Genomic DNA, 18014 nt, shown 5'->3' with positions numbered 1-18014 from the left:
GGAGGCACGCATGCGCCGATCCCGTTCCCTGCCCGCGCTCACGTCGATCGCGGCGCTCGCGGCGCTCGTCGCCGCCGGCCCCGCCGAGGCCGCCGTCGACCCCGGTGCCCGGCTCTCGGCGACCACCGCCGTCGGCACCCACAACGCGTACGACAAGGGGACGTACGACTACCTGGCGCAGGCCCTCGACGACCGGCCCGGGATGATCGAGCTGGACGTGTGGCCCGACATCGTGGCCAACCAGTGGCGGGTCAGCCACTCCAACCCGCTCGGCAACAACAACAACTGCGTCGCCGCCACCAGCGCCGCCCAGCTCTACACCGGCACCCGCAACAAGAACCTCGAACACTGCCTCGACGACATCCGGCTCTGGCTCGCCGCCCACCCCGACGCCGGCCCGCTGCACCTCAAGCTGGAGCTGAAGACCGGCTTCAGCGCCCGCACCGGGCAGGGGCCGGCGCAGCTCGACGCGCTGCTCGCCGCCCGGCTCGGCCCGGCCGTGTTCCGCCCCGCCGACCTCCTGGGCGGGCACGCCACCCTCGACGCCGCCGCCCGCGCCGACAACTGGCCCACCCGGCAGCAGCTCGCCGGCCGGGTCGTCGTGCACCTCATCCCCGGCACCGTCGAGGAGGGCAACCCCACCGACAAGCTGTGGACCGACATCGAGTACGCCCAGCACCTCGCCGCGCTCGCCGCCGCCGGCACCCTCGGCTCGGCGCAGGCGTTCCCAGCCGTGCACCGCGCCCAGGCCGGCGACCCCCGCACCCGGTACGCCGACACCGCCCTGCGCCCCTGGTTCGTCGTCTTCGACGGCGACGCGTCGGCGTACGTCACCGGCGGCATCGACACCGCCTGGTACGACACCAACCACTACCTGCTGGTGATGACCGACGCGCAGAACGTCCCCCCGGCGGTGGGAAACACCGATCCGGCCGCTGCGGCGGCCCGGGTGGCGCAACTGGCGCGGGCGCACGCGAGCATCGCCTCGGCCGACTGGGCGGCCCTGCCCAGCGTGGTCGACGACGTCCTCCCCCGCGGCTGACCGACCCGCGCGTCGGCGGCAAAGAGGCTGCCGAGCATGAGTCGGCGCCTCAGCTGGCCCGCTCGTCTTGTTCGGTGAGTGGCGCTTCTTGATGCGATGCGCTGGTTGTGTTGAGGCGCGAAGGCGATAGAGATCTTGGGAGATTTCGGCCCCTCCGGGGGCCGTTCTTTTCCAAGATTGCAAAGGCGTCGAGCGCGGGGCCGCTTGGCGTACGGGTCAGGAGGCGCCATCGGCGCGCAGGGGAACGACGTTCGCCTGGGACGTGTCCACCAGCGACCCGAGCACCGCGCCGATCTTGTCCGCCGGCATCGGCTTGAAGAAGTGGTAGCCCTGGGCGGCCGTGCAGCCCAGCTCGGCCAGGGCGAGCCGCTGCTCGGCGGTCTCCACGCCCTCGGCGACCACCCGCAGGCCCAGCTCGTGGGCGAGCCCGACGGTCGCCCGGACGATGGCCGCCGCCTCCGGCGAGTCCGCCATCCGGATCACGAACGACCGGTCGACCTTCAGCTCGTCCACGGCGATGCGGGTCACGAACGCCAGCGACGAGAAGCCGGTGCCGAAGTCGTCCACGGCGAGCTGCACGCCCATCGACCGCAGGGTGGCCAGCACCTCGTCGATGACCTCCAGCTCGCTCATCACCACCGTCTCGGTGATCTCCAGCACCAGCCGGTGCGGCGGCACCTGGTGGCGGCGCAGCGCCTCGCCGATCTCGGCGGGCAGCCGGGGGTCGAGCAGGCTGCGGGCCGACAGGTTCACCGAGATCGGCACGTCGAGGCCGGCGCGGGCCCACTCGGCGGCCACGGTGAGCGCCTTGTCCAGCACGTACCGGGTGAACGTGCCGAGCTGCTCGCTGTTCTCCACCGGGCGGATGAAGTCGCCGGGGCCGAGCCAGCCCCGGCGCGGGTGCCGCCAGCGGATCAGCGCCTCCACGCCGGTCGGCGCGCCGGTGGCGAGGTCCACCGCCGGCTGGAGCGCCAGCACAAGCTGGTCGTCGGCGGCGAGGGCCTCCCGCAGCTCCGCGAGCAGCGCGAGCTGGTCGGTGCTCGCGGCGTCCTTCGAGCTGTCGTACGCGGCGACGCTGCCGCCGCCCTCCTTCGCCTGGTACATCGCGATGTCGGCCCGGCGCAGCAGCTCCGTCAGGTCGGCGGTGCCGGCGTCGGCCACCACCACCCCCACGGACACCTCGACGGACATCCGCACCCCGGCCACCTCGGTCGGGGCGGCGAGCCGCTCGGCGATCTCCCGGGCCTGGCGCAGCGCGTACGCCATGGGTGCGGTCCGGGCGCCGACCACCGGGACCGACGTCAACAGCAGGGCGAACTCGTCGCCGCCGAGGCGGCCGAGCAGGTCCCCGGAGCGGGTCAGCGTGCCGAGCCGGTTGGCGGTCAACCGCAGCAGCTGGTCGCCGGCGGCGTGCCCGAGGGTGTCGTTGACCTCCTTGAACTGGTCGATGTCGAGCAGCAGCAGGGCCACGGGGTGGTCGTGCGCGCGCTGCCGCAGCGCCTGGTCGCCCTTGCCGAGCATGGCGGCCCGGTTGAGCAGGCCGGTCAGCGGATCGTGCACCGCCTCGTACGACGAACGGGCGGTGACCAGGCGCAGCTCGCGGTGGGTGGCGGCGTCGTGCAGGGCGGCGGCGAGGGCTTCGGAGTATGCGGCGGCGGCGTCCTGCTCGCGGGCGTTGGGCGGCGCCGAGCGGGGGAGGCGGACGCGCAGCTCGCCGACCCGGGTGCTGCCGACGGTCAGCGGGCGGACCAGCTCGTGCGGGCCGGCGGCGGTGCCGGTGGGCGGGTCGATCTCGCGGTCGGTCACCCGGCCGCCGCTGTCGCCCCGGTAGCGTCGCCACCGGCCGTCGCCCCGCGCCACGTCCACGTCGACCAGCTCGGCGCCGAAGAGGGTCAGCGCGCCGGTGACCGCCGCCGTGGCGACGCCCCGCTCGTCGAGCTGGTTGAGCGCGGCGGTGGCCTCGGCGAAGGCCCGCCAGGTGCGCCGCTCCTGGTCGGCCCGCAGCCGGTACCGGTAGGTCTGCTGGAGCAGCCAGAGCACGGGCGGGAACGCGAACAGCCACCGGGCGTCGAGTTCCAGCAGCGCCACGGCGGCCAGGCCGACGGCCACGTTCCCGACGAACATGAGCAGCTTGCCGCGCAGCGCGGCGAGCAGCGGCGGGCCCATCGGCACGCCGTGCCGCAGGGCGACGGCGACCCCACCGAGCCAGGCGGTGGCGAGCAGGTACGTCACCGCGCCGGCCGCCAGCGCCAGCGCCAGCTCCGGGGTGGGGGCGGCGAGCAGGGGCACGCCGAGGGCGCTGGTGACCGCGACGGCGAGGGCGGTGGCGGCGCTCAGCGAGGCGGCGATGCGGACGGTCTCCAGCGGCGGCTGGCGGTCGGCGGTCAGGGAGAGCAGCGCCCAGGCCAGCCCGGCGCCGACGAGGGTGGCGGCCGGAAGCCAGCCGGCGGGGACGAGGTAGAGGCCGACGACGAGCGCCGCCTCGCCCCAGGTGGTGCTGACCATCCCGGAGGCGGTGCGGAACCGCAGCCGGGCGAGCTGGGCGACCACGACGACGGCGACGCCGATGCCGAACCGGGCGGGCGTCGGGAGCGGGTCGTCGGGCGGCAGGTGGGTGGGGAGGGTGAGGCCGATCGCGGCGACCACGAGGGCGGTGAGCGCCACGGCGACGGTCAGCACGAGGACACGGTGCGGCGTGCCCCGCTCGGCCGACCCGTCGGAATCGTCGGCGGCGACGCGCTCCGGCAGGGCGGATTCGGCACCGGACCGCGGTGGCAGGCCAGGATCGGCGCTGACCGGCTGCGGCAGGCCGAGCGGATCGTCGGCCCTGGCGGAGGTCACCGACCTCCCCCGTCCGCCGTTCGCGGCACCGCGCCGCGCGCAGCCGGTCGCACCGCGCATCGGGCAGCCGGTCGCGGCGCACAACAGGCAGCCGGTCGCACCGCGCCGCGGGCAGCCGGTCGCCGCACCGCGTGACGGACGGCCCGTCGCACCGCACAGCGGGCAGCCGTCGCTGACCCGGTCATCGGTGCCCCCTCCCGCGCGCGGCCCGGGGACTTTTGGTCCCCCGGCGGAAGGCTAAGCCAAAGCCGGGGAGCGCAACAGGGGGCGACGGCCGGCTTCGGCGTGAATCACGCCCCGATCACCCGTTTCCGTGCTGCTGGGGGCCGTTGGGGGCGGTCGAGCGTGAGTCGTGCCCCAAGGTCCCGTCTGTCGGATCGACGACTGTAGCGTCGGCCCGCCCCGCCTCGACGCCCGCCGGCCCGCCCCCGACTGCGGCGTCCGCCCGGCCCGCGTCGGCGGACCCGCCGGGCGCGGGGAAGTGGTCGGGCAGGCGGCGCAGCCGGGAGTTCATGTTGCGGATGAGCAGCACGGTGGCGGTGCCCAGCAGCACGATGAGGAAGAGGCCCATCGGGCCGGCCAGGCCGCCCGTACGCGTGTCACCGAAGTTGTTCTGCGCGAGCACCTGGGCGGCGGTCAGCATGGTGTTCCTCCGGATCGTGGCAGGCCCCCAGCGTAGCCCGGCCCCGGATCGGTGGGCACGGCCGGCTCAGCAGGCATGGGCTGGCTCAGCAGGCGTGGGCTGGCTCAGCAGGCGTGGGCCGTCTCGCGGACCCCGGCGAAGAGGTCGGACTCGGGCAGCGGGCTGTCCACCACCGAGCGGGCGAGCTGGAAGTCCTCCGTGGGCCAGGCCCGCCGCTGGAGCTCCATCGGCACGTGGAACCAGAAGCCGTCCGGGTCGATCTGGGTGGCGTGGGCGCGCAGCGCGTCGTCGCGGACCGGGAAGTAGTCGGCGCACTCGACGCGGGTGGTGATCCGGGGGCCCTTGTCGGGCCGGTCCTCCCAGCGCTTGAGCCACTCCTCGTAGGGCGACGCGAGGCCGGCGGCGACCATGCCCTCGTGCAGCGCGAGGATCTTGCCCTTGGAGAAGCCCACGTCGTAGTAGAGCTTGAGCGGCTGCCAGGGCTCGCCGAGGTCGGGGTGGCGCTCCGGATCGCCGGCGGCGTCGAACGCGGCAACGGTGATCTTGTGGGTCATGATGTGGTCGGGGTGCGGGTAGCCGCCCTCCTCGTCGTACGTGGTGATCACGTGCGGACGGAACTGCCGGATCAGCCGCACCAGCGGGCCCGCGGCCACCTCGACGTCCTGGAGGGCGAAGCAGCCCTCGGGCAGGGGCGGCAGCGGGTCGCCCTCGGGCAGCCCCGAGTCGACGAAGCCCAGCCATGCCTGCTCGACGCCGAGGATGGCGCGGGCGGCGTCCATCTCGGCGCGGCGGATCTCGGCGATGTTGGCCCACACGTCCGGCCTGTCCATCTTCGGGTTGAGCACGCTGCCGCGCTCGCCACCGGTGCACGTCACGACCAGCACGTCGACCCCCTCGGCGACGTACTTCGCCATGGTCGCGGCACCCTTGCTCGACTCGTCGTCGGGGTGCGCGTGGACGGCCATGAGACGCAGCTGCTCTGCCACTTGCGGCGCTCCTCGTCTGTGCCCACCGGCGCTGCCTGCCGGCGTCGCCCGCCGGCCTGTCATCCTTACCTCAGCAAAGGTGACTGAGGACTCGTCCACGAGCCGGCGCCGGGCTGGAAAGATTGGACTCTGCCATTCTTGCCGATGGGGCCGACAACAACGCCAGGAGACCGCCGCCGGTGACCGAGACGCACGCCACAATCACGCCAGGTGCGCCCGCGTTCCCCCCGGGCCGCTACGGCCGGCGCAGGGAGCCGGGCCGCCGCCGGCCGGCGCTGGTCGCGCTGCTCGCGACAGCCCTGGTCGCGGCACTCGGGCTGGCGGCGTTCAGCATGTACGGCAAATACGGCGACCCGACCTACGACGCCCAGGTGGTCACGTACACGGACATCACCGACTCCCAGGTGGTGGTCGACTTCCGGGTGACGGTCCCGGCGGGCGGCTCGGCGACCTGCGTGCTGCGGGCCCGCTCGCACGACGGGGCCGAGGTGGCCCGCGAGGAGGTCACCGTGACCGCCCGGCCGGGCGAGTCCCGGGCCGCCGCCCGGCATCGGCTGGCCACCACGGCCCGCCCTTTCATCGGTGAGGTGGTGCGCTGCCGACAGGCCGACTGAGCTGCTGAAACGCCACTGCGCCACACGCACCGCGGGCCTCGCCGCCGGCACCCGCGGTGATCGTCCGCACCCGGACGGGCACCGCACTGGTAACTTGGTAGTTCACCCGTCAGCCAGTCCGCACAACCGAGGAGATCGCCTGTGTCCAACAACGGAAACGAGGCGCCCGCCACCTGGCTGTCCCAGGACGCGCACGACCGCCTCCAGGCTGAGCTCGACGAGCTGATCGCCAACCGGCCCGTGATCGCGGCCGAGATCAACGCGCGGCGCGAGGAGGGCGACCTCCGGGAGAACGGCGGCTACCACGCCGCCCGCGAGGAGCAGGGCAAGCAGGAGGGGCGCATCCTCTACTTGAAGGAGCTGCTCCGCACCGCCAAGGTCGGCGAGGCGCCGAGCGCCGACACGGTCTCGCCCGGGATGGTCGTCACGATCTACTTCGACGACGACACCGACGACACCGAGACCTTCCTGCTCGGCTCGCGGGAGATCTCCTCCACCACCGAGCTGACCGTCTACAGCCCCGAGTCGGCGCTGGGCAAGTCGATCCTGGGCAGCCGGCCCGGCCAGACGGTGACCTACACCGCGCCGAGCGGCGCGGACATCAAGGTGACGGTGGTCAAGTTCGAGCCGTTCACCGGCTGACCGGCCGCCGAGCCGGACAACTGTTAACAAGGGCCCCTTGTGCAACGGAATGCGTTAACAAGGGGCCCTTCCTTGTGCCGTCAGTGATCGGCGGCGAAGACCACCTGGTAGCCGCTGGCCCGCAGCGCGCTGATCAGCGTGTCGGAGTGCTCGACGCCGCGGGTCTCCACCGACAGCGCCACCTCGACCTCGCCGAGCCGCAGGTGCGGGTTGGCCCGCTGGTGCTCCACGTCGACCACGTTCGCCCGGTGCTCGGCGATCTCGTGCAGCAGCGAGGCGAGCTGCCCGGGGCGGTCCGAGCAGCGCACGGTCACCCGCAGGTAGCGCCCGGCCGCCGCGAGCCCGTGCTCGATGACGCGCAGCATCAGCAGCGGGTCGATGTTGCCGCCGGAGAGCACCGCCACCACCGGCGTGTCGACCCGCACTGTGCCCGCCAGCAGCGCCGCCACCCCGACCGCGCCCGCCGGCTCGACGACCTGCTTGCCCCGTTCCAGCAGCATCAACAGCGCCCGGGAGATGTCCTCCTCGGAGACCGTGACGATCTCGTCGACGAGCTTGCGGACGTGGTTGAAGGTGATCTCCCCCGGGCGGCCCACCGCGATGCCGTCGGCGATGGTGCTGACCGCCGGCAGGCGTACCGGCTCGCCGGCCGCCAGCGAGGGCGGGTAGGCCGCCGCGCCCGCCGCCTGCACCCCGACCAGCCGCACGTCGGGCCGCAGCGCCTTCGCCGCCACCGCCATGCCGGAGATCAGGCCGCCGCCGCCGACCCCGGTGACGATCGTCCGCACGTCGGGACACTGCTCCAGGATCTCCAGCGCCACGGTGCCCTGCCCGGCGATCACGTCCGGGTGGTCGAACGGGTGGATGAGGACCGCCCCGGTCCGCTCGGCGAAGGTCTGCGCCGCCAGCAGCGACTCGTCGACGGTGTTGCCCATCAGCTCGACCTGCGCGCCGTACCCCTTGGTGGCGGCGACCTTCGGCAGCGGCGCGTTCACCGGCATGAAGACCGTCGCGTGCGTGCCGACCAGCCCGGCCGCCAGGGCCACCCCCTGGGCGTGGTTGCCGGCGCTCGCGGCCACCACCCCCCGCTCGCGCTCCGCCGCCGACAGCCGGGAGATCCGCACGTACGCACCGCGCACCTTGTACGAGCCGGCGCGCTGCACGTTCTCGCACTTGAGCCACACCGGCCCGCCAAGCGCGGCGCTCAGCGGGCGGGAGGGCTCCAGCGGGGTGGTGCGGGTGACGCCGGCGAGCAGCTCGCGCGCGGCGCGTACCTCGGCGAGGCCGACCAGTTCCGTCATGCCCCGATCGTGCCACCACGGCCACCGCCCGGCGGCGGCGACACCGGCCGCTACCTGCGGCTACGAGGCGATCACGGCGGGCCGGAGGTCACGTGACGGCCGGCGACTCCGTGCCGACGTGGGGGTAGCCGGGGGCGTGCCGGGCCCACGGGGCCTGCATCTCGAACTGGCCGGCGACGCCGAGCAGCAGCAGCTCCGAGCCGGGCGGCCCGACGAGTTGCACCGCCACCGGCAGCCCGTCGGGGCGGCGGCCCACCGGCACCACGATCGCGGGCAGGCCGGCGATGTTCCACGGGGCGGCGTACGGGGCGTACCGGATGCTGGCCTTCATGTTGGCCGCCCAGGACCGGCCGGACCAGGCGACGGCCTCCGGCGGCGGCCCCGCCAGCGCCGGGGTGAGCAGCAGGTCGACCGAGTGGTCGGCGAAGAAGCCGATGGACCGCTCGCGCCAGGCGACCCGGTCGGACTCGCGGACGTACCCCCGGCGTTGCGCCCACTCCCCCAGCGCGACGTGCCGGCGGCTGCGCCGCTGGAGGGCGCGCGGGTCGAGCCCGGCGGCCCGCACGTCGGCGGCGGCAGCGGCGAACCAGGTGGCGATGCCGGCCAGGCCGAGGCGGGTCGGGTAGACCGGGTCGGCGGGCACGGTGTCGTGGCCGGCGGCGGCGAGCAGCCGGCCGGCGGCGGCGACCGCGTCGCGGTTCGGCGCGTCCGGGGCGACGCCGCGCACCGGGGACCGCAGCGAGACGCCCACCCGCAGCCGCTGCGGCGGGACCAGTTTCTCCTGCGGGCGGCCGGCGAGCACCTGGAAGCCGACCGCCGCGTCGGCGACCGTGGACGTCAGCATGCCGTGCTCGGTGAGGCCGAACCAGTCGTCGGCGCCGAGCTGGCACGGCACCACGCCCCGGCCCGGCTTGAGCCCGACCAGGCCGCAGCAGGCAGCCGGGATGCGGATCGAGCCGAGCCCGTCGTTGCCGTGCGCCATCGGCACCAGCCCGGCGGCCACCGCCGCCGCCGCGCCGCCGGACGAGCCGCCGGGGGTGCGCCGCGGGTCCCACGGGTTGCGGGTGACCGCGCTCGCGTCGTCGGTGAGCGCCCACAGGCCCAGCTCGGGCATCCGGGTCACCCCGAGGATCACTGCGCCCGCGCCGCGCAGCCGCCGGACCACCTCGTGGTCGGCCTCGGCGACGGCGCTGCGCACGGCCGCCGAGCCGTGCCAGGTGGGCAGGCCGGCGACGGCGGTGTTCTCCTTGACCGCGACGGGCACCCCGGCCAGCGGGAGGTTGGCCAGCTCCTCCTGCTCGTCGACCTTCTCCGCCTCGGTGATCGCCTCCCCGCCGCGCACCGTGCGGAACGCGGCGAGGTCGGCGTCGGCCCGGGCGATGTGGTCGAGGTGGTCGGCCACGACCTGCGTGGCGGAGACGTCACCCCGGCGTACGCCGCGGGCGATCTGCTTCGCGGTCGCGCCCACCCAGGTCGGCATGAGGTCCTGCACGGCCACCCTCCCTCACCAGCGGTCAGCCCAGTGCCTGCTCCAGATCGGCGAGCAGGTCGTCGACCGTCTCGATGCCGACAGACAGTCGCACGAGATCACCGGGAACTTCAAGCGGCGAGCCGGCGGCACTTGCGTGTGTCATCCGACCCGGGTGCTCGATCAGGGACTCCACCCCGCCGAGGGACTCGGCGAGCACGAACAGCTTCGCCCGGTTGCAGATCTGCACGGCGTGCTCCTCGCCGCCGGCCGCCCGGAACGAGATCATGCCGCCGAAGCGGCGCATCTGCTTGGCGGCCACCTCGTGCCCGGGGTGCGACGGCAGGCCCGGGTAGATCACCTGGGCGACCTTGGCGTGCCCGTCGAGGTAGGCGGCGATCCGCTCCGCGTTGTCGCAGTGCCGGTCCATCCGTACGCCGAGGGTCTTGACGCCGCGCAGGGTCAGCCAGGCGTCGAACGGGCCGTTGACCGCGCCCATGGCGTTCTGGTGGTAGCGCAACTCCTCGCCGAGCGCCCGGTCGGCGGCGACGAGCGCGCCGCCGACGACGTCGGAGTGCCCGCCGACGTACTTGGTGGTGGAGTGCACCACCACGTCCGCGCCGAACGCGATCGGCTGCTGGAGGTACGGGGAGGCGAAGGTGTTGTCGACCACCAGCAGCGCGCCGGCGTCGTGGGCCACGGCGGCGAGGGCGGCGATGTCGGCGATGCCGAGCAGCGGGTTGGTCGGCGTCTCCAGCCAGATGATCCGCGTCGCGCCGGGCCGGATCGCGGCCCGCACGGCGTCGACGTCGGAGACCTTCGCCGGGGTGTACGCCAGCCCCCACCGCTCGGCGACCCTGGCGAACAGCCGGTACGTGCCGCCGTACGCGTCGTCGGGGATGACCACGTGGTCGCCCGGCTTGCAGACGGTACGCAGCAGGGCGTCCTCGGCGGCCAGGCCGCTGGCGAAGGCCAGCCCGACGGGGCCGCCCTCCAGCGCGGCGAGGCACTCCTGGAGGGCGTCGCGGGTCGGGTTGCCGGAACGGGAGTATTCGTAGCCCTGCCGGGGCGCGCCGACGGCGTCCTGGGCGTACGTGCTGGTCTGGTAGATCGGCGGGATGACCGCGCCGGTGCGGGCCTCCGGGTCCTGGCCGGCGTGGATCGCGAGCGTATCGAAGCCGTGGTTCATGCCGCAGACGTTAGCCGGTGGGAAGGAGGGGCCCCTTGTTAACGCCTACGGTAGAGAAGGGTTCCCCTCTCACCGCCTCCCGAGCCGGCCGCGCCTTTGTGAGGTTGTCCGACCGGTGTTCCATAATTGGCGGGTGACCTCGACCGTGCCGCTGCCCTCTCGCCTGGTCGGCGCAGCAGACCGGATCCCGCCCTCCCTGGGGCTGCTAGCCGGCCCCGAGCACGGGCGGGTCAGCCTTCCGGTGCGGCTGGCCTGGTCCGGTCCGGCCGACTTCGACGTCAGCGACCCTCGTGAGCGCCTGACGCTCTACTGCCTGCTGCTCGACTGCGGCCAGCGGGACGACCTGATCCGGTATGTCAACGCCACTCTGCTCCGACGCGACTGGCCGCGCATCCGCCGGTTGACCGCTCGACGCCTGATCGCTCTCTGGGAACGCCGGTTGCCCGGCCTCGCCGCCCTCTAATAGAGGAACTGCACCGCCAGTTGCTCAGAATCGGTTTCGACGCTGGTGACGATCTCGGCCTGGTGTTGGCGGGTGGGTACGCCATGTGCGCGCATGAGCTGGTGAGCCGGCCGTCACAGGACATCGATTTCGCCACCGCCTCGGCGCTGCCGCTTTCGACCGTGGTGAGCGGGCTGACCGATGCCTATCGGCGTGCTGGCTTCTCTGCCCAGGCCATCGAGGTCAGCCCACGAATGGCCCGGATGCTCGTGTCGGACGGCTCGGCGTCGTGCGAGGTGGATCTCCTCAAGGAGGCGCTCGGGCCGCCAGCCCGGCTGAGCATCGGCCCCGTTCTCGCCTTCGAGGACGCGGTCGGGTTAAAGGTGCGGGCCCTGCACGATCGAGCCGCGCACCGGGATTTCATCGACATCCACGCCGCGAACGCACAACTCAGCTGGACCGAGCTTGAGGCTCTCGGCGCGCGTCACACCGCAGGGTTCTCGCTGGAGGAGTTGGCAGACCGGCTCGGTGCTGTCGACGAGCGTGACCCTCGCACATTCCTGAGCTACGGCCTGACCGAGCCGAACCTTGATGAGCTGCGACGCTGGGCATTGCGGTGGGAGGCCGACATCAGGGCCCGCCTGGCGAACGGTGAGACCGGCCCGCCAGGCGTTGCCGACGACGAGTGGGACACCTATCTCGATCCGTGGTGACGTGTCCGGGGCAATGTGCGGCGCGCAGCCGCAGTTCGCGGTGCGGCGGAAGGCGGGGCGCGCGGCTAGCCTGGCCGGATGGGCGGGTGTGTGTTCTGCGGGATCGTGGCCGGTGATGTCCCGGCGTTCCTGGTCGCCGACGCCCCGCAGGGGGTGGCGTTCCTCGACACCCGGCCCGTGTTCAAGGGCCACGTGCTGGTGGTGCCGCGCGCCCACCTGGTGACCCTGGCCGACCTGCCGGCCGGCGACCTGCCCGGCTACTTCGGGCTGGTGCAGCGGCTCGCCGTGGCCGTGGAGGAAGGTCTGGGGGCCGGCGGCACGTTCGTGGCGATGAACAACAAGGTGTCCCAGTCGGTGCCGCACCTGCACACCCACCTCGTGCCGAGGACGAAGGGCGACGGCCTGCGCGGCTTCTTCTGGCCCCGCACCCGCTACGCCGACGACGCCGAGGCCGGGTCGTACGCCGCCCGGGTCGCCGCCGCCCTGGCCTGAGGACCCGCCCGACGGGCATCGGTTACCCGGGGCCGGGGCGGGTAAGGAACCGGGGCCCGGCGGTGTTGCACGCGGGGAGAAGTACGAGAGGAGTTCCACCGTGTTCCTTCGCCGCATGAAGTCCGAGCTGCCCACCCCCGACCGGGCCCTGCCCGGCCGCCCGATCGCGATGCCGATCAGCGACCGCCACGAGGTGCTCGGCTCCTCGCTGAAGGGGCCGTTCCCGGCGGGCGCGCAGGTCGCCGTGTTCGGGATGGGCTGCTTCTGGGGGGCCGAGCGGCTGTTCTGGACCCTGCCCGGCGTGCTCACCACCTCCGTCGGCTACGCGGGCGGGATCACCCCGAACCCGACGTACGAGGAGGTCTGCTCGGGCATGACCGGGCACACCGAGGTCGTCCAGGTCGTCTACGACCCCACCGTGATCAGCTACGAGGACCTGCTGAAGGTGTTCTGGGAGAACCACGACCCGACCCAGGGCATGCGGCAGGGCAACGACGTGGGCACCCAGTACCGGTCGGCGATCTACGCCAGCACCGACGAGCAGCTCGCCACCGCCACCGCGTCGCGGGACGCGTTCGCGCCGATCGTGGCGCGGGCCGGCAAGGGTGAGATCACCACGGAGATCGCCCGCCTCGGCGACTACTACTTTGCTGAGGAGTATCACCAGCAATATCTCGCGCCCACGAAGAACCCGAACGGGTACTGCAACCACGGGCCGAACGGGCTGAGCTGCCCGGTGGGTGTGGCCCGCACCGCCTGAAAGGGGCAGCGTGGCCCGCACCTCCGGCTGCCCTGACCCGTTACTCTGACAGAGACGTCTAGGAGGGCACGATGGCCGGTGACATCCGTCCACGCGGATACGCCAAGCCGGTCGTCGTGCCCGACTCCCTCGATCGGCTCGACGGTCCGACCAGCGGTGTCGTCGACCTTCCCCGACACCTGAAGTGGTCGGGAAACGCCCGCTACAACCTCGCCAACCCCGGCCGCGTCCTCGACCTGTACCGCACGGTGCTCAACGAGGCCGCAGCCCCCGAGGACCTGCACACATTCCTCGACTGTCAGACCTTGATCCAGTTGTGGCCCTCGATGTGGCTGCCCCCGTCCGTACGGAAGGCGTGGGAGGATCGTTTCCCCGAGCTTCGCCGGACGGGGCAGGTTGCCGCCTGAGGTCATGCAGCAACAACACGCCCGTATCGCCGAGATCGCACTCGCTGTAGCGGGCCGCTACGGCTTTGCTCTGGCGGGCGGTTACGCGGTGAGTGCCCACGGGATGGGTTCCCGACTGAGCTGGGATGTGGATCTCTTCACCGCCTGGCAGACCCGCGCCGAGTTCCCCCGTGCCGTTGACGAGGTCGTGAAGGCGCTCGACCTGCACGGCTTCGAGGTGACCGCTGTCATCCGCAACGAGACCTTCGCCCGTCTCCTTCTCGCTGATCGGTCCAGGCCCGGGAGCGAGCCGGAGAAGCTGGAGATGTCGGCGGACTGGCGTGCCCACCCTCCGGTCCCGTCACCGGTCGGCCCTGTCCTGCATCCGGACGACGCCGTCGCCAACAAGATGTGCGCCCTGTTCGGCCGCGCCGAGGCGCGGGACTTCCTTGACGTGGACGCAGCGCTCAGCAGTGGCCGCTACACCCGCGGGCGTCTCCTCGAGCTGGCGATGAACGCCGATCCCGGGTTCGAGGTGGCGGCCTTCGTCGACGCCCTGGGCGCCTTGACGCAGATCACCGACGCGGACTTCGACTGCTACGGCGTTTCTCCCGCCGAGCTGCCGGGCCTGCGGGAACGGTTCGCACAGTGGCGGCGTGAGCTCAGTCGCTCTCCGGACCAGGAATAGGGCCGACCGGCGTCAGGCGGGGCGGAGGACGACGGTCCAGGTGGTCGTGGTGGTGCTGGCCGCCGCGGCGGTCGCGCTGAGGCCGCCGTACGCGCCGGTCGGCACCGACGCGCCCGAGTCGGCGAGCAGCCCGGTGACGCGGCCCCCGCCGGTCTGCGAGCCGTTGCTGCGCACCTGCACCCCGGGCGGCGGGGTCAGCGCGGTGGACGTGGCGTCGCCGTGCAGCCAGTACGACACGCCCCACCCGCGCTCGGCGGCGACCGGGGCGGTCGGGGTGACCCGGGTGGCGGAGCTGGCCGGGTCGGCGGCGCGGGCGAACGCGGCCACCGGGTCGGCCGGGTCGGTGCCCCGGTAGGCGACGAGCACCAGGTTCCCCTTCGACTGCTTGCCGAGGGTGACCCGCAGGGTCCGGCCGGCGTCGCCGGCGGCGGCGACCTTCCACCAGGCGGTGGTGGTGGCGTAGCCGCCGTCGAGGCGGTCCAGCCGCGTCCAGCCGGTGACCCCGGTGGGCTCCCCGGTGTCGGCGTGGGTGTTCTGGCTGAGGAACAGCAGCAGGGTGTCACCCGCCTCGACGCCGGTGGGCACGACGACGGAGTGGTTGGTGACGTTCGCGTTGGCGGTGGCCTGCCCGACGTACGAGATCAGCTCCGGCAGCGGCGCGACGGTGACGTCCCGGGTGGCGGTGCCGGTGCCGCCCCGGTCGTCGGTGACGGTGACCGCCACGCGGTAGGTGCCGGCCTGCGCATACGTGTGGGTGGTGGTGGGGACGCTGGCGGTGCCGGCGGTCGCGCCGTCGCCGAAGTCCCAGGCGTGGTCCTGGACCGCGCCGTCGGCGTCGGTGGACCCGGCGGCGGAGAACGCGCACACCAGCCCGGAGCAGGACGCGGCGAGGTCGGCGCGCGGCGGGGTGTTGGCCGCGCCGCCGGGGCCCTTGACCAGCCGGATCCAGTCGATGTCCCCGGCGAAGTAGTCGCAGGTGACGTTCACCCCGTCGCAGGAGCTCTTGCCGCCGATGGAGAACTGCCAGTTGTTGGCGATCGTCCCGGTGGGGCCGGTGAGCCGGCTGGTGCGCACGCCGTCGACGTACATCTCGACGTAGTTGGCGGTGCGGTTGCAGGTCACGGTGTGCCACTGCCCGTCGGCGATGGAGGCGCCGGTGTAGCCGGTGCGGGTCGACCCGTCGCCGCCCCGGAACATGCACCGGGGCTTGCCCTCGGGGGCCTCGAACTTCCAGTAGCCGCCGGCCGTGCCGCCCTGCCCCTTCTGCATGATGTTGCCGAAGGACTTCGTGGTGCGGTAGCGGATCGAGACCGAGAAGTCGCCGGCCTCGGGGTTGAAGTCGTTGCTCGCCGGCACCAGGTTCACGTGCCCCGGCACGTACTCCCGGTCGGCGGGGTTGTGGAAGGCGAAGCGGTGTGCGGTGGCGCCGTCGTAGCGCGTCCCGGCCGCCACCTCGTCGCCGACGCGACCGTGCCGGCCGTTGCCGCTGCTGTCGGTGAGCACCGTGCCGCCCGCCGGCTCGTCCATGCTCCAGAAGGCCACGGTGCGGGTGGCGACGGCCTGCGCGGGGGCGACCCCGGCCAGCACCCCGGCCGCCGCGACCGCCGCCGCCAGCGCCAGCCGGCCTGCGGTACGCACGCCACGTCCGGTCCGCACGCCTGTCCGTCGCGTCGCGCGCATGGTCATCGCCTCCTCGTGGGCCGGACCTCACCCTGGCACGGCGACGTTCGGCGCTGAATGCCCCGTCCGGAGGACGACCGGTCGCCGGCGGCGGGCGGGGCGCGGCCGTCCGGCCGGGCACGGTCGACCGTGGGCCCGGCGGGGTCGCGCCGATGCGGGGTTTCTCACAACCGGCCGGGCAGTCTGAGCAGGCGGCCGAGCGCGGAGGCGGCGGGCCGGGCAGCGCCGTCGGCCGGCGGGGGCGCGTCGCGGGCGCGGGGGCGGGCATCTTAGCAAGCACGTAACGCCGACGACATCATCTCAACAGGCGAGCGGAGCTCACCTCTGGCAGCATTGTCTGGCATGTGCGGACTGGCTGGGGAGTTCCGCCGTGACGGCTCGCGGGCCGACGTCGCGGCGGTGGAGCGCATGGCGGCCACGATGAGCGACCGGGGGCCCGACGACAGCGGCGTGTGGTCCCAGGGGGCGACCGCTCTCGGCCATCGCCGCCTCAAGATCATCGATCTGTCGGCGGCGAGCGGGCAGCCCCTGGTCGACCCGGCGTCGGGCCTGACGGGCGTCTTCAACGGCTGCGTCTACAACTACCGGGAGCTGCGCGAGGAGTTGCAGGCCAGGGGGCACCGCTTCTTCTCCTCGGGCGACAGCGAGGTGGTCGTCAAGGCGTACGCCGAGTGGGGGCTCGACTTCGTCGACCACCTGATCGGGATGTTCGCCGTGGCGATCAGCGAGCGGGACACCGGCCGCCTCGTGCTGGCCCGCGACCGGCTCGGCATCAAGCCGCTGTACGTGGCCGAGTCCCCGGGCGTGGTGCGCTTCGCCAGCACCCTGCCCGCGCTGCTGGCCGGCGGCGGCGTCGACACCGCCATCGACCCGGTGGCGCTGGCCCACTACCTGAGCTTCCACAGCATCGTGCCGCCGCCGCGCACCATCCTGCGCGGGGTCGCCAAGCTGCCCCCGGCCACCGTGCGGGTGTACGAGGCCGACGGCACCACCCGCGAGCGGGTCTACTGGGACCCGGCGTTCACCCGGCGCGCGGAGCGGGCCGGGTGGTCCGCCCGCGACTGGGAGGACGCCCTGCTGGAGTCGCTGACCACGGCGGTGCGCCGCCGGATGGTCGCCGACGTGCCGGTCGGCGTGCTGCTCTCCGGCGGGCTGGACTCCAGCCTGGTCGTCGCCCTGCTCGCCGAGCAGGGGCAGCGCGGGCTGGCCACGTTCTCGATCGGCTTCGACGCGGTCGGCGGGCGCTCCGGCGACGAGTTCGTCTACTCGGACCTCGTGGCGAAGACGTTCGACACCGACCATCACCAGATCCGGGTGGCCGCCCGGGACCTGCTGCCCCCGCTGGAGTCGGCGGTGGCGGCGATGAGCGAGCCGATGGTCAGCCACGACTGCGTGGCGTTCTGGCTGCTCAGCCAGGAGGTGTCGCGGCACGTCAAGGTGGTCCAGTCCGGCCAGGGCGCGGACGAGATCCTGGGCGGCTACCACTGGTACCCGCCGCTGGCCGGCGTCGACCGGGAGCGGGCCGTCGAGACGTACGCGAAGGCGTTCCTCGACCGGGACGCGGCCGGCCTGGCCCGGGTGCTGGACCCGGCGTGGCTGGCCGACGGCGACCCGGCGCGGGAGTTCGTGGCCGCCCACCTGGCCCAGCCCGGCGCGCAGACCGCCGTCGACGCGGGCCTGCGGATCGACACCCAGATCATGCTGACCGACGACCCGGTGAAGCGGGTCGACAACATGACCATGGCGCACGGGCTGGAGGCCCGGGTGCCGTTCCTCGACCACGAGTTCGTGGAGCTGGCCGCGACCTGCCCGCCGGAGCTGAAGCTGGCCCAGGGCGGCAAGGGCGTGCTGAAGGAGATCGGCCGCCGGGTCCTGCCGCACGAGGTCATCGACCGGCCGAAGGGCTACTTCCCCGTGCCGGGCCTCACCCACCTGGAGGGCAAGCTCCTCGACCGGGTACGCGACGCGCTGCACGCGCCCGCCGCCCGCCACCGCAACCTGTTCCGCACCGAGTACGTCGACGCGCTGCTGGCCGACCCGAACGCCGAACTCACCCCGTTGAACGGAAACAAGCTGTGGCAACTGGGACTCCTGGAAATGTGGCTCCAGAGCCACGGAATCGACTGA

The 18014-nt window shown here is 73.4% G+C and carries 17 protein-coding genes; 10 read left to right on the top strand and 7 right to left on the bottom strand.

The window, feature by feature from the left end; all coding sequences use genetic code 11:
* Window positions 1-10: 10 nt before the first annotated feature.
* Window positions 11-1042 (top strand): phosphatidylinositol-specific phospholipase C domain-containing protein, encoded by a 1032-nt coding sequence (locus ACFYWL_RS24900; RefSeq protein ID WP_386976995.1) that lies wholly within the window; start codon window positions 11-13, stop codon window positions 1040-1042.
* A 216-nt stretch (window positions 1043-1258) separates the two neighbouring features.
* On the opposite strand, the gene ACFYWL_RS24895 is transcribed toward ACFYWL_RS24900, so the two are convergent.
* The 3 genes from ACFYWL_RS24895 to mca form a co-directional block, all read right to left on the bottom strand.
* Window positions 1259-3721 carry a putative bifunctional diguanylate cyclase/phosphodiesterase gene (locus tag ACFYWL_RS24895; protein WP_386977116.1) on the bottom strand — a complete coding sequence of 821 codons (2463 nt, stop codon included), beginning with the start codon at window positions 3719-3721 and terminating at the stop codon, window positions 1259-1261.
* A gap of 463 nt (window positions 3722-4184) precedes the next feature.
* The gene (locus ACFYWL_RS24890; RefSeq protein ID WP_386976992.1) at window positions 4185-4526 is read right to left on the bottom strand and encodes a hypothetical protein; all 342 of its coding nucleotides are present in this window, start codon (window positions 4524-4526) and stop codon (window positions 4185-4187) included.
* Window positions 4527-4630: 104 nt separating this feature from the next.
* Complete coding sequence (gene mca / locus ACFYWL_RS24885; protein WP_386976989.1) at window positions 4631-5512, bottom strand: mycothiol conjugate amidase Mca; 882 nt, start codon at window positions 5510-5512, stop codon at window positions 4631-4633.
* Between the two features lie 179 nt (window positions 5513-5691).
* On the opposite strand from mca, the gene ACFYWL_RS24880 reads away from it, so the two are divergent.
* Together ACFYWL_RS24880 and greA are read left to right on the top strand one after the other, a co-directional pair.
* Window positions 5692-6126, top strand: coding sequence for a DUF4307 domain-containing protein (locus ACFYWL_RS24880; protein ID WP_386976986.1), 435 nt, complete (start codon window positions 5692-5694; stop codon window positions 6124-6126).
* Window positions 6127-6267: 141 nt separating this feature from the next.
* Window positions 6268-6768: a transcription elongation factor GreA gene (gene greA, locus ACFYWL_RS24875; protein ID WP_386976984.1), complete on the top strand. Its 501-nt coding sequence runs from the start codon at window positions 6268-6270 to the stop codon at window positions 6766-6768.
* Between the two features lie 80 nt (window positions 6769-6848).
* On the opposite strand, the gene ilvA is transcribed toward greA, so the two are convergent.
* The 3 genes from ilvA to ACFYWL_RS24860 form a co-directional block, all read right to left on the bottom strand.
* Window positions 6849-8069: a threonine ammonia-lyase gene (ilvA, locus tag ACFYWL_RS24870; protein ID WP_386976981.1), complete on the bottom strand. Its 1221-nt coding sequence runs from the start codon at window positions 8067-8069 to the stop codon at window positions 6849-6851.
* Window positions 8070-8157: 88 nt separating this feature from the next.
* Window positions 8158-9567, bottom strand: coding sequence for an amidase (locus tag ACFYWL_RS24865; RefSeq protein WP_386976979.1), 1410 nt, complete (start codon window positions 9565-9567; stop codon window positions 8158-8160).
* A gap of 16 nt (window positions 9568-9583) precedes the next feature.
* On the bottom strand, window positions 9584-10726 hold the full coding sequence (locus tag ACFYWL_RS24860; RefSeq protein WP_386976976.1) for a cystathionine gamma-synthase: 1143 nt from the start codon (window positions 10724-10726) through the stop codon (window positions 9584-9586).
* Between the two features lie 133 nt (window positions 10727-10859).
* Between ACFYWL_RS24860 and ACFYWL_RS24855 the strand changes: the two genes are divergently transcribed.
* The 6 genes from ACFYWL_RS24855 to ACFYWL_RS24830 all read left to right on the top strand — a co-directional run bounded on the left by ACFYWL_RS24855 (window position 10860) and on the right by ACFYWL_RS24830 (window position 14207).
* Entirely contained in the window at window positions 10860-11189 is a 330-nt protein-coding gene (locus ACFYWL_RS24855; RefSeq protein ID WP_386976973.1) for a hypothetical protein, read from the top strand.
* 20 nt (window positions 11190-11209) lie between these two features.
* A complete protein-coding gene (locus ACFYWL_RS24850; RefSeq protein ID WP_386976970.1) occupies window positions 11210-11881 on the top strand; it encodes a nucleotidyl transferase AbiEii/AbiGii toxin family protein in 672 nt (223 codons plus the stop codon).
* Window positions 11882-11959: 78 nt separating this feature from the next.
* Window positions 11960-12373 (top strand): HIT family protein, encoded by a 414-nt coding sequence (locus ACFYWL_RS24845; protein ID WP_386976967.1) that lies wholly within the window; start codon window positions 11960-11962, stop codon window positions 12371-12373.
* A gap of 100 nt (window positions 12374-12473) precedes the next feature.
* Window positions 12474-13133: a peptide-methionine (S)-S-oxide reductase MsrA gene (gene msrA, locus ACFYWL_RS24840; protein WP_386976964.1), complete on the top strand. Its 660-nt coding sequence runs from the start codon at window positions 12474-12476 to the stop codon at window positions 13131-13133.
* Between the two features lie 71 nt (window positions 13134-13204).
* The gene (locus tag ACFYWL_RS24835; protein WP_386976962.1) at window positions 13205-13540 is read left to right on the top strand and encodes a hypothetical protein; all 336 of its coding nucleotides are present in this window, start codon (window positions 13205-13207) and stop codon (window positions 13538-13540) included.
* Between the two features lie 4 nt (window positions 13541-13544).
* Window positions 13545-14207, top strand: a complete 663-nt coding sequence (locus ACFYWL_RS24830; protein WP_386976959.1) for a nucleotidyl transferase AbiEii/AbiGii toxin family protein — start codon at window positions 13545-13547, stop codon at window positions 14205-14207.
* Window positions 14208-14219: 12 nt separating this feature from the next.
* Here ACFYWL_RS24830 and ACFYWL_RS24825 read toward each other — a convergent pair whose 3' ends face one another.
* On the bottom strand, window positions 14220-15845 hold the full coding sequence (locus ACFYWL_RS24825; RefSeq protein ID WP_386976956.1) for a PKD domain-containing protein: 1626 nt from the start codon (window positions 15843-15845) through the stop codon (window positions 14220-14222).
* A gap of 384 nt (window positions 15846-16229) precedes the next feature.
* Here ACFYWL_RS24825 and ACFYWL_RS24820 point away from each other — a divergent pair, with 384 nt between their 5' ends.
* A complete protein-coding gene (locus tag ACFYWL_RS24820) occupies window positions 16230-18014 on the top strand; it encodes an N-acetylglutaminylglutamine amidotransferase (protein ID WP_386976953.1) in 1785 nt (594 codons plus the stop codon).

It is taken from the genome of Micromonospora sp. NPDC002575, assembly GCF_042889525.1.
Taxonomy (GTDB): Bacteria; Actinomycetota; Actinomycetes; order Mycobacteriales; family Micromonosporaceae; genus Micromonospora; species Micromonospora carbonacea.
This window is presented reverse-complemented; position numbering and strand designations above follow the sequence as displayed.

Coding starts and splice junctions, on each gene's coding strand:
- ACFYWL_RS24830 (WP_386976959.1), top strand. CDS start 13,545: ATGCAGCAACAACACGCCCGTATCGCCGAGATCGCACTCGCTGTAGCG.
- ACFYWL_RS24890 (WP_386976992.1), bottom strand. CDS start 4,526: ATGCTGACCGCCGCCCAGGTGCTCGCGCAGAACAACTTCGGTGACACG.
- ilvA (WP_386976981.1), bottom strand. CDS start 8,069: ATGACGGAACTGGTCGGCCTCGCCGAGGTACGCGCCGCGCGCGAGCTG.
- ACFYWL_RS24820 (WP_386976953.1), top strand. CDS start 16,230: ATGTGCGGACTGGCTGGGGAGTTCCGCCGTGACGGCTCGCGGGCCGAC.
- ACFYWL_RS24845 (WP_386976967.1), top strand. CDS start 11,960: ATGGGCGGGTGTGTGTTCTGCGGGATCGTGGCCGGTGATGTCCCGGCG.
- ACFYWL_RS24900 (WP_386976995.1), top strand. CDS start 11: ATGCGCCGATCCCGTTCCCTGCCCGCGCTCACGTCGATCGCGGCGCTC.
- ACFYWL_RS24835 (WP_386976962.1), top strand. CDS start 13,205: ATGGCCGGTGACATCCGTCCACGCGGATACGCCAAGCCGGTCGTCGTG.
- ACFYWL_RS24860 (WP_386976976.1), bottom strand. CDS start 10,726: ATGAACCACGGCTTCGATACGCTCGCGATCCACGCCGGCCAGGACCCG.